This window comes from Novisyntrophococcus fermenticellae (genome assembly GCF_018866245.1).
GTDB lineage: Bacteria > Bacillota > Clostridia > Lachnospirales > Lachnospiraceae > Novisyntrophococcus > Novisyntrophococcus fermenticellae.
Genome location: NZ_CP076458.1, coordinates 3,275,895 through 3,292,436 on the forward strand (window position 1 = coordinate 3,275,895; position 16,542 = coordinate 3,292,436).

Genomic DNA, 16,542 nt, shown 5'->3' on the forward strand with positions numbered 1-16,542 from the left:
ATTTTAAAGCATTTTTCCACGTTTTTCAATACTCTTTTCGACAACTTTCACATTCTCCCGACCATAGATGGATGTAAGCTGATTCAAAAGCTGGGTATCTATATTCACATTCCGGCTGGATGGCAGACGTTTCAGCGCTTTGTCCGACCGGATATACAGTACAACGTGGTCTGACCCGTCGGAATCCCGGAGTACTTCATACAGATGTGCCACTTCTTTTTCGTAATCGCTCCGGGTGGAAAACTGTATCCAGAGTTCCCGGGGCGTCTCCTCAAATGCATAAATCCGTTCGCAGATTAATTTGCTGGGTTTATCCTCTTCCTGCGATACCCGCCCTTTGATGAACACTTTAGAATCCACATTCATCAGTGCTGCATTCTTCTCATAATCTCTGGGGAATACCACAACCTCCACGGTTCCCAGTAAGTCCTCAACCGTCAGAAAAGCCATGGTTTTATTATTTTTTGTAAATTTAACGGTTTTATCTACAATCATACCGCCGACAATCTCTTTTGCCCCATCCAGAACCTTTGGCTCTCCGGTCTCTTCATCAGGCAGGAAATCCAAAGTGACCGCGGAGATATTCTTTTTCCATCTCTCTTCATATTCTTCCAGCGGATGACCACTTATATACACCCCAAGCACTTCTTTTTCAAATGACAGCTTTTCCTCTTTTGTATACTCTCCCACATCCGGAAAACTGATTTCATAAGCGGATCTTTCTTCCGGGGAGACCAGGTCAAACAGGCTCATCTGTCCCGTCAGGGCGTTCTTCTTATCCCGGTTTGTCTCCTCCAGCACCTGCTGATAGACAATCATGAACTGCTTTCTGGTTCCCCGCAGGCAATCAAAGGCTCCTGCCTTAATAAAATTCTCAAGCGTCCGCTTATTTACTTCTTTTCCGCTTAACCGTTCAATAAAATCCTTTAAGTTCCGGTATTCCCCATGGCTTTTGCGTTCTTCTACAACGGCATCCATGACCGGTTTTCCAATTCCTTTTACGGCGGAAAGGCCATAACGGATTGCTCCTTGTTCCACTGTGAATACGCCTTCACTCCGGTTAATGTCCGGTGGAAGCAGATTTATGTTCATAGACCTGCAATTCAGAATATATTGGGCAACTTTGCCCGGATTATCAATACAGGAGGTCATGATGGCTGCCATGAATTCCACCGGATAATAATATTTCAGATAAGCGGTCTGATAAGAAACCACCGCATATGCCGCAGCATGCGATTTATTAAACGCATATTTGGCAAAATCAATCATCTCGTCATAAATCTTATTCGCAGTCTCTTCGTCAATTCCATTGGATACGCAGCCCGGCACTCCCTCTTCCGGGTTTCCGTACACAAAATTCCGGCGCTCCTTTTCCATCACGGATGCCTTCTTTTTAGACATCGCTCTTCGTACCAGATCACTTCGCCCAAGCGTGTAGCCGGCCAGATCCCTTACGATCTGCATAACCTGCTCCTGGTAGACGATACATCCATAGGTTGGTTCCAGTATGGGCTTTAGCTGCGGGCAGCGGTATGTGATTGCCTCTGGGTGATTCTTGCCGCGGATATACTGTGGAATAAAATCCATAGGGCCGGGACGATAAAGTGAAATTCCCGCTATGATATCCTCCAGGCTTTTCGGTTTCAGCTCCTTCATGAAGCTCTTCATCCCGGCACTTTCCAGCTGAAATACGCCTTCGCACTTACCCGAACCGATCATGTCAAGTACTTTGGGATCATTATAATCAATATGCATCAGATCCAGGGTTATGCCATTGTCCCGTTCCGCCAGTTTTTGAGCATTCTGAATGACCGTCAGCGTACGAAGCCCCAGAAAATCCATCTTCAAAAGACCAAGCTCCTCCAGCGTGGTCATCGTAAACTGAGTCGTAATCGTACCATCGGAGGATCTGGACAGCGGTACGTATTCATCCACATTCTTCTGGGAGATAACAACCCCGGCAGCATGCATAGAGGTATGGCGCGGAAGTCCTTCCAGCCGCCTGGACATATCAATCAGATGATGTACTTCTTCGTCGGTGTCATAGACAGTCTTTAATTCGTGGTTCATCTGTAAAGCCTTATCTATGGTAATATTAAGTTCATTGGGAATCATCTTTGCAATTACATCCACGGATGCATAGGGCATATCCAACACACGTCCCACATCCCGGATCACACCGCGGGCAGCCATGGTTCCAAAGGTTACAATCTGTACGACACGGTCCTTACCATACTTACGGACCACATAGTCGATGACCTCCTGTCTTCGTTCAAAGCAGAAATCAATATCGATATCCGGCATGGAAACACGTTCCGGATTCAGAAAACGTTCAAACAGTAAGTTATGGCGTATAGGATCGAGCTGTGTAATTCCAAGTGTATAGGCTACAATACTTCCGGCCGCTGAACCCCTTCCCGGTCCCACGATAATATCATGATCTCTGGCATACTTTATAAAATCCCATACAATCAGAAAGTAGTCCACGTAGCCCATGGATTTAATGGTATCCAATTCATAAGAGAGACGGTCTTTAAGTTCCTCGTTCGGATCCTGATACAGACGCTCCAGACCCTCCCGGCAAAGTTTATTCAGATATTCCCAGGCAGTATATCCCCCCGGCACATCATATCTGGGCAGTTTCGTAACTCCGAATTCAATATCGACGTGACAACGGTCAGCTATTTTCTGCGTATTCTCCAATGCCTCCGGCGCATAAGGAAATAATTCCGCCATCTCGTCCGGTGACTTCACGTAGAACTGGCCGCCTTCATACCGCATACGATTCTCATCCGCCAGCTTTTTACCGGTTTGTATACAAAGCAAAATATCATGAGCCGCCTCATCCTCGGCATAGGTATAGTGAACATCATTCGTCGCAGCCAGCCCGATTCCCGTCTCACGGTTCAAACGAAGCATCTGCTGGTTCACAAGTCTTTGTTCCGGCATCCCATGATCCTGAAGCTCCAGAAAGAAATTCCCTTCCCCGAAAATATCGCGGTAACGCAGTGCGGCTTCCTTTGCTTCCTCATACAGTCCCTTCACCAGATATCTGGAAACCTCCCCTGCCAGACATGCAGACAGCGCAATCAGCCCCTCATGATACTTCTTCAACAGTTCCATGTCCACGCGGGGCTTATAATAATATCCTTCCACAAATCCCATGGAGACAATCTTCATCAGGTTGCTGTAACCCTGGTTATTTTCAGCCAGTAAAACCAGATGGTAATATCGCTCCTCTCCGGCCCCGGTCTCACGGTCAAAACGGGAACCGGGTGCCACATAAACTTCACATCCCAGAACGGGGTTAATCCCCGCTTCCTTTGCCGCACGGTAAAAATCAATTACGCCGAACATCACACCATGATCTGTGATGGCAGCACTGTTCATACCAAGCTCCTTCACCCTGGCCACGTATTCCCTTATCTTGTTGGAACCGTCCAGGAGGCTATATTCCGAATGTGTATGCAGATGTACGAATCCCAATTTATCCTCCTTTTTATCTGCGGTATATCTTCCCGTCCCGAATCTCGATCTGTTTCTCTTTCAGCAAGTGCCCTACAGCTCTTTTAAAAGCTCCCTTACTGAGTCCGAACTCACGCTGTATCACTTCCGGAGATGCCTTATCATCAAAGGGAAGTGCATTGGCAAACTCTTTAATGACCTGCAATACATTCTCCGCATCCTCTTCAATCTGTGCATATGCTTTTTGACGGGCAGACAGCGTCAATTTCCCATCCTCTTTCACTTCGGTCACACGCAGTTTCAGTCTTTGGCCTGCCTTATAGCCGGCCTGTGCTTCTTTTTTGGGAATCAAACCGGAATATTGTCCATCCACGGCAACAAAGGCCCCAAAATTTGCACTGATTTCATAGATTGTTCCTTCCACTTCATCTCCGATTACATAGGGAGATCCGGTCTTTAAATAATGATAGACCTTCATCGTCGCACAAAGCCGGCCACTCTTGTCCACATACAAGGCCACCAGACAGCTGTCACCTGGCTCCACTTTTCTGGTCTGCTCTTTGAACGGAAGAAATAAATCCTTTTCCAGCCCCCAGTCCAGAAATGCTCCGATCTTACCCACAGCTGCTACCGTCAGCTCCTTCACTTCACCCAGCTGCAGCTTAGGTTCATTCGTGGTGGCAATCAGCCTGTCGGAAGAGTCCCTGTAAAGGAATACCTCCAGTTCATCTCCGTCGCCTGCTCCCTCGGGAACCTGCTTTTTCGGAAGCAGCACACGCTCATCCATAGAAGCATTCACCTGCTCCCCCAGGTATACTCCGAAATCTACCTTCTTCACTATAACAAGTAACTGTTTTCTTCCTATCTCCAACATATATGAATTCTCCTGCATTTTAATCTATCTTAAACTCAATCGTAACATAGGGCTTATCTCCCTCATCATTCAGTGTTACCAGATATCCCTCCGGTATCCGGTAAAGCACAGGCGACATTACATTCCCCAGACGGGCCTGCTGCTTATATTCCGCCCGCATCCGCTTCACTTCAAAGTCAGCCGGCAGGTACCCCTGGGCCAGCTGGATATATTGTCCGTTGTTCACATGGTGATTTGTATCCAGATGGTATTCCTTAACCGTAAATGAGTCAAAAGTCTCTTCACCCTCCCTGGGAATCTGAATCTTGCGCGGTCCAAAATCTGCCTGAAGCTTCTCTTTCAGCCCATAGGTATCCAAAACATCCTGCGTCACCCGTTCGGGATAACCAGTCTCCTGATTCATATAAGCCCAGGTGGAATTCGCATAGGCCAGCATCTCTCCCTGGTCACTTTCCATAGTGAAATTACGGAAACCCTGAAATGCCTTAAAATCATGCGCCCAGGTGCTGATTACCGTATGTTCTCCCATGACCGGATAGCGGTTTACATGAATTTGCCACGCTGCCAGAACCCATACCCTGTTATGCATATTCAGCCAGTCAATCCCAAGCCCGATTTCTTCAGATTGAAAATTACTGCAATCCTGAAAATAATTTATGAGCGACGGAAGCGTCAGTTTTCGATTCTCTCCTATCTCACTATAGCGAATTGTACCGGTAAATGAATATTTCATAAGCATCTTCCTCCTTATATCGAAAAAAGTCCCAGGTTCTTGACCTGAGACTTCTACAGCTGGGCTACAAGGATTCGAACCTTGAAATGACGGAGTCAGAGTCCGTTGCCTTACCATTTGGCGATAGCCCAATTTCTCACAACAAAATGTATTATAATGGATAGCAGTAAAAATTGCAAGCCCTTTTTTGAATTTTCTTTGTTACTATTCAGCCACATAACTTTTATCCATCGTAATCACACATTGATACCGGGAATCCACTTCCTGCATCAGTGCGATTACCTGCTGTAAAATACGTTCTGCGTTTTCTTTCGAATATTCTCTGGGAATTACCAGGTCAAAAATGAGATTCGTATGCTCTTCACCGCTCACCATACGAAAATCATGAAATTTCAGCTTAGGATCCAATGCCTTGATGACACGCGCCACCTTTGCTTTGACTTCCAATACTTTTTTATCCTGCGTTTCTACGGGATCCATATGGATTACCAGGGTGATATTCAGCTGCTTACTTACCTCCCGCTCCACTCTGTCAATAATCTCATGGGAAACCTCTATATCCACATTGTTGGGAACTTCGGCATGTATGGATGCCATACTGTGGCTGGGTCCATAGTTATGTACAATCAAATCATGCGTTCCGACAATCCCGTCATAAGCTTCCACAGCCTCGCTGATCTTCTGATATAATTCCCGGGGTGCACCCTGGCCGATCAGGGGTTCCAGCGTATCCTTCGCAATAGAAAAACCCGCCCACATAACGATAGCGGAAACGATGATGCCTGCGTACGCATCTACATTCACAGAAGTAAAGCGGCAGATGAGAATGGAAATAATGGTCGCACTGGTTGTAAGCACATCACCCATGGAATCGGCGGCGGCGGCAAGCATCACTTTCGAGTCAATCCGGTTCCCCAGCTTCCTGTTAAACGCCCCCAGCCATAATTTTACACCGATAGACAGTACAAGGATCAGAAAAGGAATCCATTCAAACGCAAGCTCCTCCGGATGCATGACCTTTCCCACAGAACTCTTTAAAAATGTAAGACCCACTTCCATAATCAAAAATGAAACAATCAAAGCAGCTATATATTCAATCCTTCCGTGCCCGAAGGGGTGCTCCTCATCCGCGGGTTTACTTGCCATCTTCACCCCGATAAAACTGATGATGGAAGAGGCCGCATCAGATAAGTTGTTGAATGCATCTGCCGTAACCGCCAGAGAATGCAGCAAAAGACCAATTGAGAACTTGACAGCAAACAAAAGTACATTGCAGAAAATGCCCACCACGCTGGTCAATATACCATAACTGGTGCGCACCTGAGTATCTTCTGTATTGTCATAGTCTTTGATAAATTTATGTACTAAAAGTTCTGTCATAGACATTCCCTCCGATATGGACTATCATATCAGTTTTTACACGTTCCTTCAATGCTTTTTTTAAAAAGCTAAAACAAGGCGTGAAAGAAGGGGGCCTGTTTCCGGCCCCCACCTCTCTTGTACACCCTACTCTTTCACTGCCCCGTTTGAGATACCGGCAACAATCTGCTTCTGGAACAAAAGCACAATTAACAATGTCGGTATTACCACGACTACCGTAGCTGCTGCAATCTGGCTCCAGAATATGGTAAACTGATCTTTAAGATAGCTCAGACGAACGGGTACTGTCTGAATTTTTTCATCGATATTCAATGTACAGGATAGCAGATACTCATTCCATGCGGCAATAAAACTCATGATTGCTGTTGTAAACACACCCGGAGCTGCAATTGGAAAGATAATTTTCCAAAGCATTCCCCATGTAGAACAGCCATCAATTTTCGCCGCCTCCTCCAACGCCAGAGGCACCTGATTAAAGTGAGCCACCATAATCCATACGGCGCTGGGGAGTGTGATCGTGGAATATGCCAGGCACACCCAATAGGAATTCAAAAGATTCGCTTTGTAAAACATATTAAAAATTGGTCCCACAACAATCATCTGGGGAAACATGGCTACTGCCAGAATTAATCCCATAAGGAGACTCTTTCCTTTAAACTTAAATCTTGAAATGATATACGCGGACATAGATGCCACAACAACAACATAAAAGGTAGTTACTGCAGACATGATAAAGCTGTTTCCAATTGCCCGCAGCATGCCCTTTTCCATAATGACAACCCGATAATTTTCAAGTGTGGGATTCTCTGCAATAATACGGTAGCTGTTCGCCCCGAAAATTTCCGACTCCGGTTTAAAGGAGCTGATCAAAATCCAGAAAAAGGGAAAGACTGTAATCAGCAGAAAAACCACAATAAAAATCCAGCTTATAGTATTGAACGCTTTATTCTTACTCATCCTTCTCCTCCCCTCTAATCATTGTTGACTACCTCTGCGCCCAGTACCTTCACATAAAGTATTGCTATGATGGCAACGCAGACAGCCATACCCATAACTACTACAGAACCATACCCATAATTGCTCTGGCCAAACATCAGCTTATAAGAATATACGGAAAGTGATTCTGTTCCATTGCCCGGTCCGCCTCCTGTCAGAATCGCGATCAAATCATATACCCGGAACGCGTCCATGGTCCGGAATAACAATGCTACCAGAATACTGGGTTTTAGCAATGGAAGCGTAATCCTGAAAAAAGTACGAAACGGACCTGCACCATCAATTGATGCGCTTTCATATAGCCCCCTGTCAATTACCTGCAGGCCTGCCAGAAGCAGCAATGCCATATACGGCGCTGTTTTCCATACATCAGAGATAATGACGGAGGTCATGGCCCCACTTGACGTAAGCAGCATGGCCGACTGCTTCGGAATCAGCCCAATCATAGAGAATATCTTGGATATTACCCCATAACTGCCGTCGTACATATAACTCCAGATCATGGCTGAAACCGCAGTCGGGATTGCCCAGGGTATCAAAGCAGTCGTACGGATGAATCCGATTCCCCGCATTGCCTTATTCATAATCAATGCCAGCAGCATACCTATCACAAGTTCAATCGCCACAGAGATTACAGTAAAGAGCATGGTATGCCCTAATGCTTTAAAGAATCTCGTATCATGAATCAATTTTCCATAGGCTTGTAATCCTGTAAAGTTAGTGTTGACAATACAACTGTCCATCTCATCCAGAATCTGTGGCATACCTTCCCTGTTATACATATCAAGGGATTCGTTCCTGTCATAGATTGCCATGAGTCTTTCTCTTATATCTGTATTAAAGGACTCTACCTCACTTATGACATCGGAAGCAACTTTGGAAACCCCCTTTGATCCTTCATACTTTTCCAGCATACCGGTCACATCTGCCTGTATAGCCTCAAATTCAGCTACATCCTCACTGTTTAGTCCATCTGTCATCTTGTCGGTATCGATAAAATAATTCACATACCCTAAATCCTGCGCATATAATTCTTCGTTCAGCTGCCGGGACATATAGAAGCTATTGTGTTGTTGATCATTCGTACGATAATCAAACAATGTGTACATCAGAGACGTCACAATAGGATATAATGAAAATATGCCAATAAAAATAAGCAGCGGAAGAATGAACAGGAACTGTTTTGCTGTCATTCTTTTTGCCATAAACTCCGCCCCTCTTTAGCCTTGATTCAGCCGTCCTTCTACATCGGAAGTTGTTGTATCCAGATCCGATTCACCTGATAAAAACTTGTGAATGGAAATCTGCAGCGCATCAGACAATTCTTCATATTTATCGGAAGATGGTCTTGCAATTGTATTTTCAAGGGCCTTTATAAAACCTTCTTTACCCAGAAGCTGGTTTGCTTCCTTAACGCCCGCATCATCCAATGCCGCGTTATATCCTGGTACATAACCACCTTTACTGCAGAAAATTTTCTGTCCTTCCAAAGACGTGAAGTAATCCAGGAATGCCCAGGCACCGTCTTTATGCTCGCTTTTCGCATTCATGGCCAGAAGCCATCCACCAATACAGGAGCCTCCGGGAATTGGAGCAACATCTGTCTGCTCTTGTTTAACCGCTGCATCGTCAGCCGCAAGAAGTCCCCATACGTATGGCCAGTTACGTGAGAACACAGTATCCCCGTTTACGTAACTATTGGCTGCCTCTGATTCCTGGTATACCAGAATATCATCCGGTGTGGCATCGGAATCGACGATTTTCTTCATAGCTTCCAGCCCGCCTTTTACATCTGTAAAGTTGGCAGTATACTCATTCGCATTACATACAAGTCCCTCATACTGATTTGCCTGGAAGGTAAATCCGGCCTTTGTACCCGACTGCCCTTTATATTTTTCCGCCATAGACAGGAACTCATCCCAAGTGTAGTCCCCACTCCTTAGCTTAGCTGCATCTTCCTCGGAAACAATGTCACTTCTGAAGAAGATAACGCCGAAATCAGGGTATAAGGGCAGTGCATAGGTTTTGGCATTATACGTACCTGCCTGAATAGATCCCTTGTTATAGTCTGCGGGACTTCTCTTTGCTTTCATCATATAGCTGTCCAAAGGCTCTATATACCCCGCGGCGGCCATATCTCCTGCCCATACGGTATCGATAGATACCAGATCATACTCTGAACTTCCTGCTGAAAATGCAGTGTTCAACTGACTTCTCGTCTGATCCGTGTCATTGGAAGCGGTTACCCACTTTACTTTATACTGATCCTGAGAAGCTTCAAATCCTTCAATTACCGCCTCCACTGCACCGTTTCCATCATCAGAGCGGAACAGGGTAATCTCTTCGCGGCCTCCTGAAGCTGAAGATTCTTTTGTATCACCTTCCTCACTTTTCGAGCTTGGCTGCTCTTCTGCCTCTGAAGTTGTTTTTCCTGTCTCATCACTCCCTCCGCCGCAAGCTGCTAAGCCAACGGCCATAACTGCACTCAACATTACCGCTGCAACTTTTCTTTTCATTTTTTTCCTCCTCTTCAAACGTGGTTGTATACTTTTACTTAATTCTCAACCACAATTTAATTTATAGTAGCAAATTATCCTTGCTATGAATTAAATTATACCATTTTTTGTTGATTATTTCAATGTATTTGTATATAATTATCGATATTTACACTATTTTTTTATTAACATTCACAATCAGTGTATATATTATGTTTTTGCATGTTTGGGCATAAAAAACTCACCCTCAGGTTATATCTTTGTAATCTAAGGATGAGTCTAAAAATATAATAATTTATATTTCAAATTTATTTAGTTCTGTTTTAATCATCCAATGCATGTGGAACTTATCTTCAAGCATTCCATAATATCTTCCATCTTTAATCTGCGTATAGGGAATATCCACCGCTCCATTCTCACTCAGTAACTCAAAAATTTTTTTTGCTTTTTTAGCATCTTTACAGCTTATGTTTAAAACCATGTTATTGCCCTGAAAAAATCCAAAGGTATCCGGTATATCATAAAATTCAACTGGTGTACCTGCAATGTTCAGACAGGTTCGCATAACACGCGATTTCATTTTTTCAGGTATCTGATTCACGGAAGAAAGCAGAACCTCCCCTTCTGCATAAGTCAGAAAGGATGGAACTTCCTGTTCGAATACTTTTGCATAAAATGTTACAGCATCTCGGCAGTTACCATCATAATTAATAGACAGACTAAATGACATCATAAACTCCTTCTTATTCTCCATGCGGCCAGCCCGATGCACCCAGACACAAAAAATGCGGCCAGCCAGAGTGAAAAATCTGTTTTATCCCCGGTCTTTGCGGCAGACACCTTTGCAGGAGCAGGTTTTGGCTTCTCAGACACTTTTTTATACTTATTTATAAATTGGATTTTATCTGTCTTCTCCATCGTATTGTTTTGCACGGCCCAGATTTCAGCAGATAAGCTCCCATCTTTACCGTTAACCACGCGCACAGTGACAGTATAAACCGTATCATCATATAGAAGCTCCCCGACACTGCCTGCCTGCTGATAAATCTTATACCTGTAATCTCCCGGCACAGTATAGGTGATTGGTCCAAATTCTTCTTTTCCTGAATTCTTTATTCTTACGTTTGTCTGCCCGGGCAGGGGCGTATCTGTGTCTACAGCTTCTATATGAATCTGAAATTCAGTATCCATTTTTTTGTTTTCTTCTGATACCGCTGCTTCCATCGGAATAAAAACATCTATAGACTGTTCCTGTGCCTGCACCTGCTGTGGGAACAACAGCTGCATTGATAGCAGTGTAAATAGCATTAGCGGAAAAACGTGTATAATTTTCTTATGGAATTCAGATATCCTCATCTTTTTAAACACCCCCTTCTGTGCATGCTTTTATCTCTTTAGCCATCCAAACACGACAACACGTCCATTTGTTTCCGCTTCGGAACAGGTTGATAATCCAATTAAAGAATCCCCTGCTTTAACATCTGTTTCCCGGTACTGCACCGCCCCTATCCGAATATACTCTAAAAATTCATTTAAATTTTCTCTGTTCTGTGAATCCGGATAAAATATCCTGCTGTCAAATGCATCCGTCTTCATACAGGCAAACAAATTAATTGTATAAGTGTCATCAGGCAAATACAGCGTGCCCGTTTTATGTTTTACAAAATAACTATTGTTTACAAACTTTACAATATCTCCAAACATGGCTCCATTAGCCATATGATGTCCATATACCAGGCTATAGCTGTCGGAAAAATCCGGCTGATTTCGGCTATCCAGAAAAACTGATCCGGAAAGTGAGAACTCTCCATACACATCTTTATTGATATACTCCATGTCTGTCTTGCCTTGTACAACAGGATAATCAATATTTGTATCCTGGATTGTTATCCAGCCACAGACATCGGGATTTATCTTTCGGAGCTCATCCAGTGTCGGATTATTTCCACTGTTATCTGATGGCTTGAATCTCATAAGCTCATCATCCGCAAAAGCTCCTTTATATACCATAACCGTATCCCAGAGTGAATATCCACCATATAGCAGCAGTAGTAGTATCATAACCGCTGCCGCAAAACTCAGCACCTTATTTCCTGCCCGCGCAATCACTGCCGCTGTTTTCAGTCCGATTGTTCTCACCTCCCATCTCTGTTATTCGGTTTCTTTATTTTTTGAAATCAGTTTTAAAATTCTGAATGTCTTTTTCTTTTAAGAAAGACTGCTGAGAGTATGCCTGCTGCTGCGACCATCAGTACATATGGTGCAACTGTCATGATAACACCTGTCGGAGTTACAGTATCTTTGGTGTTGGTATATATAACGGCATCGTCTGCTCCCGCCGTAGTACCGGCGGCTGCCAGCTTATCCGCACTGTCTGCCCCTGTAATAGCAGTAGTATATCCATCCTTGGAATAATTTGTTTCTTCTACTTTGTAGGTATCCGTTTTTGAAAGACCGAAAATTTCAGCGGTCTGACCATCTTTCAGCTTAAAAGCAGATGCTGTTCCAGAAGTCAGCGTGTAGTTCTCAGTACCAATAACCATATAATACTGTTCGCCTGCTGCCCCGTTTATCGTGATATTGAATTCAAACTCTTTATTCTTATCTCCCTGCGTACCTTCAACCTTTTTTGTGACCGTTAGATTATTCAGTGCGTTTGGGTCAGTCGGGTCAACCGGGTTAGTCGGATCTGTCGGATCCTTTCCGTAGCCATTTTCAAAAACACCGTCATCCTTTTGCTTATCATTTGCCAGATCAGTAAAAGTATATGCATAAGCATTGCCCTCAGCATCTATATACACATCAAAATGCTTGGTCTCTGTAGAATAGATAATACCTTCATAGCTGCCAGCCTTCTCTGTCACATCATAACGATAGATTCCGGGTACCGTAAATTTTGAAGAATCAATGCTGATTTGCGTATTGCCTGCTGTTATAACCCCTTTACTGATGTCGGAAGCAGCAGGGGCAGATGCAATCTTGCCGGTTTCTCCTGAAAAAGATGCTCCCCCCTCCGGTCCTGCATAGATTGCAGCCTGATTCGAACCAGCTTCTACTGCAGTTCCGGGTACGATTTCAAATTCAAAAGTCGTATTCGGTGCATATACATTTTCTTCTTTTACGATGTCTTTTGTAATTGTTACACTCTTTACCTCACCACCATCTGCATATGCAGTCGTTCCAAATGCAGTAATCACCATGGTTCCTGACATCAGCATTGCTGATAAAAACTTTAAACTTCTTTTTTTCATTATCCCTATCCTCTCTTTCTATATGTCTTATCTATACGGCAACGTTTCTGCAAATCTCTATGTTTTGTCAGCTACAAGTTGGAACGTCGGATTACGGTAATGACTTTCCCCTTTATTTCACGGGAATCTACAGCTCCAAAATAACGGCTGTCTTTTGCCCCTTCCCTGTAGTCGCATAAAACAAAGTACTGATTTTTCAAAAGCTTTACCGGATAGCTAATCCCATCCTCATATCTGGGGGTACGATAGAATATGTTGTTTTCTATCACAACACTGTTATTAACCATTAATTCTGCGTTATCACCGATTTCTACAGTGTCTCCTCCCTTTGCAACAATACGGCCGGTATATTGTTTCCCCTCTTTTTCAAATACAATGACATCATCACAGAGCAGATTTTTATCCAGGCGGTAATACAGTAGCAAATCTCCCGAGCTGATACGCGGTGACATATCATTGTTCTTCATGGGTGTCAGACCGAAAATCATACCAAAAAATATCCAGATTAACGCTGCCATAAGCATTGCCCGCAGAAGAAAGAACTGTATTTCCTTTTTCATGCCCTTTTGCACTCTTTCATTTTCATTCCCAGTCGGCTCCCGCACGCCTGGCTCTCCATGTTTTCCCATAGTTATAGGCATTCCTTTCACACTGCCAGGCCTTAGCCCCTCCGTTTAGGTCTCCCAAGACTCAGCAGCAAAATTCCCAGTGCAGCAGAAAACATAATAAAGTATGGTTTTATTGTTCTTACAATGCCTGTCGGCGGAACGACCTCTTTTTTATTTGTGAACACCGCACTTGTATCTTCCGTCAGTGTACCTTCCAATTTCCCATCTGAGAAAACGCCATGATTTGAATAAACGCTTACACTATAGTCCTGGTTCTCCTCGCTTAGCACATAGTTACAGCTATAAGGCAAAGTAAGTGCTATTGCTTCATCATCCTTTAAGGTAAATGTATATATACCATCTGCTGCCTGTAAAGTCTCTGTTTTTCCACTTTTTGTATACATCAGATTCTGTTCATAAGGCAAGCCGCCATTTTTCAGTGTAAGTTTAAAGGTGAAAGATTTATTCCTGTCTCCCATATTTCCCTCTACCTGCTTTTCAATGGTGAACACTTGGCAGGCCGGTTTATAGGTGTTCGTAAAAAAGGCGGTGCCCGCCGCATCCTTTGCGATGATTCCGATACTGCCTTCAGAATTGGTGATCACATGATACGCATGCCCTGGAAAAATATCAGCGCCCCTCTCGCTTACCTGGTAAGAAGTCCCCGGAGCCAGACCCTCAATTCTGAACTGGTAGCATTGCCTGTCGTCGTTCCAGGTAAACGCACTGAAATCAGCCGATATTGTTTCCTGATCGTTAAGGCTGTAATCAAATTTTAGATTTTCTGCCAGATAATTTCGTGCCGCCTCATCGTTTTCCAGTCCTTGAATTTTTTTCTCAATTACCAGAGCTCCTGAATGCAGCTGCATGACCGGTCTTGGATAGGTTTCTGTCTTTGTCTTTCCTTCATAAGTATACGTGACAGCAGCATCTCCGTTTGTAAATATACCGCCTTTACCTGCAGAGCTTTCTCCCGTTCCCGGATCTCCTGTATCCGGATAGACATTACCATTACTTCGATATGCTTCGTAAGCCGCTTCTGTCGGCTCAATATTGACATTGACCTGATAGGTATAGCCTTCCTTCAGTTGATAAGTATCCGGAAAATCCAGCACAATCTGTCTTGCATATTCGTCATATCTTGCAGTAATTGCCGCACCATCGAAGTTGACACCCGGTGAACCGGAAGCAATAGTATTTCCATTCGAATCTTTTACAGAAACCGTCATCGTCTTTGGCGTCCCATCAATATTCCGTGTTACTTGGACACTGTTGCTTAAGGTATCTGTAATGGTTACATTGCTGCATAAAATCTTGGTAATAGAAGCCTGGATGTCATCAAATGCTGCCTTCAAAGAAGCCTCATCCGTACCTGCATAGAATTTATTATTGGATGCCGGTATTAATGTTGCAGCACCATTCAAATCCTTTAAGCGTTCATAATTATTCCTATTTCCTACCCCAACCGTATAAAAGTAATTTGCATTTAGATTTGCAACTTCTCTCTTTGCCGCATTCATAGATGCCTGATCAAATCCACTACCTTTTCCGGTCGTTTTGCCGCTATTGTCATAATAGAACGACGGATCCCCATCCGAGATGAAAATAACCGCCGTTAGGGCACCGTCTCTTTTTGTCAGCAACAGGTCTTTTGCTTTCATAATTCCAGCCTGATAATTCGTTCCGCCACCTGAAGCAGGCTTGGATTTTGTTATGATATTATTCGCATCGGATGTCCAGTCCTGAACTATATTAGCATCATTCCATGCTCCACCATTATAATCTCCACTGAATGACACAAGGGAATATCTTACATCAAGATCTTCATTTTGGGCTAACGTATTCGTAAAAGTATTGATTGCATTACCGGCAGCCTCTCGTCTTGCCGGATCCCGCCATCCTCCGATTGATTCATTCATACTTCCTGACTTATCTAAGACATAAATAACATCTAATTTTGATTTTGATGTCTGGCTTCCAACCGCTCCGGCAATTGTTAGTGTCAGGTCATAAGTGCCATCTTCTTTCTCTGTGACATATTTCTCATGTTTCGCACTCTTTTCTGTATCCTGTATAACGGTCGGTGATATCAGGAATTTCTGCTCAGTTTTTGCAGGCGCTGACACATCTGAGGCACTGCCGGAAGCTGCGGCCGGCTCGCTGGTATCGGATTTCCACGTTACTGCAAATATCGAAAAGCTGTCGGCCTTAAATTCGGCTTTTACGGTATCTCCCTCCAAACTTATTGTTCCCGTGGTATTTCCCAGTGCATCCGCTGCTGCCTGTATCGCCCCTCCTTGTTCAGGACCTAAAAGCTGTTGTACAGACAGTGTCTCCTGCTGAATTTCTTCGGGAAATAAACTGCGGTTTATTCCCAATTTTACCTCGGCAATACCATTTTCCGGTTCCACCTCATTCCCTGCGGTATCCCAAAATCCGATGTCTATTGCCATAAAATTATCGTATTTTATGCTAGATGCTTTCAATGCATCGGAGATCCTCGCATACTCTGCTGACCCTTCCACCTTTTTTACACGCAAAGACACACCCTCCGGCAGTGCCTTGCTTTCCGCATAAGCCTTTACGGAAATCCCTTCCGGCTGTCCGTTCGAAATATATTCCGCTTTATCCTCTGCCAATGCAACAGTCACATTGCTTCCCACCACAGACAGCATCATAAGCAATATCATTAAAAATGCCAGGGGCCTTTTTATTCTTTTTTGCATTTCAGCTCTCCCTT

13 protein-coding genes and 1 tRNA gene are annotated in these 16,542 nt (G+C 43.9%); all 14 read right to left on the reverse strand.

Annotation, left to right across the window (positions count from 1 at the left end):
- Window positions 1–3: 3 nt before the first annotated feature.
- A complete protein-coding gene (locus KNL20_RS15240; RefSeq protein ID WP_230398548.1) occupies window positions 4–3,486 on the reverse strand; it encodes a DNA polymerase III subunit alpha in 3,483 nt (1,160 codons plus the stop codon).
- 13 nt (window positions 3,487–3,499) lie between these two features.
- Window positions 3,500–4,339 (reverse strand): CvfB family protein, encoded by an 840-nt coding sequence (locus tag KNL20_RS15245; RefSeq protein ID WP_230398549.1) that lies wholly within the window; start codon window positions 4,337–4,339, stop codon window positions 3,500–3,502.
- Between the two features lie 19 nt (window positions 4,340–4,358).
- Entirely contained in the window at window positions 4,359–5,072 is a 714-nt protein-coding gene (locus KNL20_RS15250) for an acyl-[acyl-carrier-protein] thioesterase (RefSeq protein WP_230398550.1), read from the reverse strand.
- 59 nt (window positions 5,073–5,131) lie between these two features.
- Window positions 5,132–5,203 (reverse strand) — tRNA-Gln (locus KNL20_RS15255).
- Window positions 5,204–5,276: 73 nt separating this feature from the next.
- The gene (locus KNL20_RS15260) at window positions 5,277–6,452 is read right to left on the reverse strand and encodes a cation diffusion facilitator family transporter (RefSeq protein ID WP_230398551.1); all 1,176 of its coding nucleotides are present in this window, start codon (window positions 6,450–6,452) and stop codon (window positions 5,277–5,279) included.
- 126 nt (window positions 6,453–6,578) lie between these two features.
- Window positions 6,579–7,409, reverse strand: a complete 831-nt coding sequence (locus tag KNL20_RS15265) for a carbohydrate ABC transporter permease (protein ID WP_230398552.1) — start codon at window positions 7,407–7,409, stop codon at window positions 6,579–6,581.
- A gap of 14 nt (window positions 7,410–7,423) precedes the next feature.
- Complete coding sequence (locus tag KNL20_RS15270) at window positions 7,424–8,653, reverse strand: carbohydrate ABC transporter permease (RefSeq protein WP_230398553.1); 1,230 nt, start codon at window positions 8,651–8,653, stop codon at window positions 7,424–7,426.
- Window positions 8,654–8,668: 15 nt separating this feature from the next.
- Complete coding sequence (locus KNL20_RS15275; RefSeq protein ID WP_230398554.1) at window positions 8,669–9,964, reverse strand: extracellular solute-binding protein; 1,296 nt, start codon at window positions 9,962–9,964, stop codon at window positions 8,669–8,671.
- Between the two features lie 274 nt (window positions 9,965–10,238).
- Window positions 10,239–10,676 (reverse strand): VOC family protein, encoded by a 438-nt coding sequence (locus tag KNL20_RS15280; protein ID WP_230398555.1) that lies wholly within the window; start codon window positions 10,674–10,676, stop codon window positions 10,239–10,241.
- Complete coding sequence (locus tag KNL20_RS15285; protein ID WP_230398556.1) at window positions 10,673–11,299, reverse strand: Spy0128 family protein; 627 nt, start codon at window positions 11,297–11,299, stop codon at window positions 10,673–10,675. The genes KNL20_RS15280 and KNL20_RS15285 overlap by 4 nt, the downstream gene beginning before the upstream one ends.
- Before the next feature lie 30 nt (window positions 11,300–11,329).
- Window positions 11,330–12,082, reverse strand: coding sequence for a class B sortase (gene srtB / locus KNL20_RS15290; RefSeq protein ID WP_230398557.1), 753 nt, complete (start codon window positions 12,080–12,082; stop codon window positions 11,330–11,332).
- Window positions 12,083–12,126: 44 nt separating this feature from the next.
- Entirely contained in the window at window positions 12,127–13,194 is a 1,068-nt protein-coding gene (locus tag KNL20_RS15295; protein ID WP_230398558.1) for a DUF7601 domain-containing protein, read from the reverse strand.
- A gap of 71 nt (window positions 13,195–13,265) precedes the next feature.
- Window positions 13,266–13,823, reverse strand: coding sequence for a signal peptidase I (gene lepB / locus KNL20_RS15300; protein WP_230398559.1), 558 nt, complete (start codon window positions 13,821–13,823; stop codon window positions 13,266–13,268).
- A 32-nt stretch (window positions 13,824–13,855) separates the two neighbouring features.
- Window positions 13,856–16,528, reverse strand: coding sequence for a vWA domain-containing protein (locus tag KNL20_RS15305; protein WP_230398560.1), 2,673 nt, complete (start codon window positions 16,526–16,528; stop codon window positions 13,856–13,858).
- Window positions 16,529–16,542 lie beyond the last annotated feature (14 nt).

Excerpts from the sequence above, each read along its gene's own strand:
- KNL20_RS15275 (WP_230398554.1), bottom strand. The coding sequence starts at position 9,964 with ATGAAAAGAAAAGTTGCAGCGGTAATGTTGAGTGCAGTTATGGCCGTT.
- KNL20_RS15305 (WP_230398560.1), bottom strand. The coding sequence starts at position 16,528 with ATGCAAAAAAGAATAAAAAGGCCCCTGGCATTTTTAATGATATTGCTT.
- KNL20_RS15265 (WP_230398552.1), bottom strand. The coding sequence starts at position 7,409 with ATGAGTAAGAATAAAGCGTTCAATACTATAAGCTGGATTTTTATTGTG.
- KNL20_RS15285 (WP_230398556.1), bottom strand. The coding sequence starts at position 11,299 with ATGAGGATATCTGAATTCCATAAGAAAATTATACACGTTTTTCCGCTA.
- KNL20_RS15250 (WP_230398550.1), bottom strand. The coding sequence starts at position 5,072 with ATGAAATATTCATTTACCGGTACAATTCGCTATAGTGAGATAGGAGAG.
- KNL20_RS15245 (WP_230398549.1), bottom strand. The coding sequence starts at position 4,339 with ATGTTGGAGATAGGAAGAAAACAGTTACTTGTTATAGTGAAGAAGGTA.
- KNL20_RS15280 (WP_230398555.1), bottom strand. The coding sequence starts at position 10,676 with ATGATGTCATTTAGTCTGTCTATTAATTATGATGGTAACTGCCGAGAT.
- KNL20_RS15295 (WP_230398558.1), bottom strand. The coding sequence starts at position 13,194 with ATGAAAAAAAGAAGTTTAAAGTTTTTATCAGCAATGCTGATGTCAGGA.
- KNL20_RS15270 (WP_230398553.1), bottom strand. The coding sequence starts at position 8,653 with ATGGCAAAAAGAATGACAGCAAAACAGTTCCTGTTCATTCTTCCGCTG.
- lepB (WP_230398559.1), bottom strand. The coding sequence starts at position 13,823 with ATGGGAAAACATGGAGAGCCAGGCGTGCGGGAGCCGACTGGGAATGAA.
- KNL20_RS15260 (WP_230398551.1), bottom strand. The coding sequence starts at position 6,452 with ATGACAGAACTTTTAGTACATAAATTTATCAAAGACTATGACAATACA.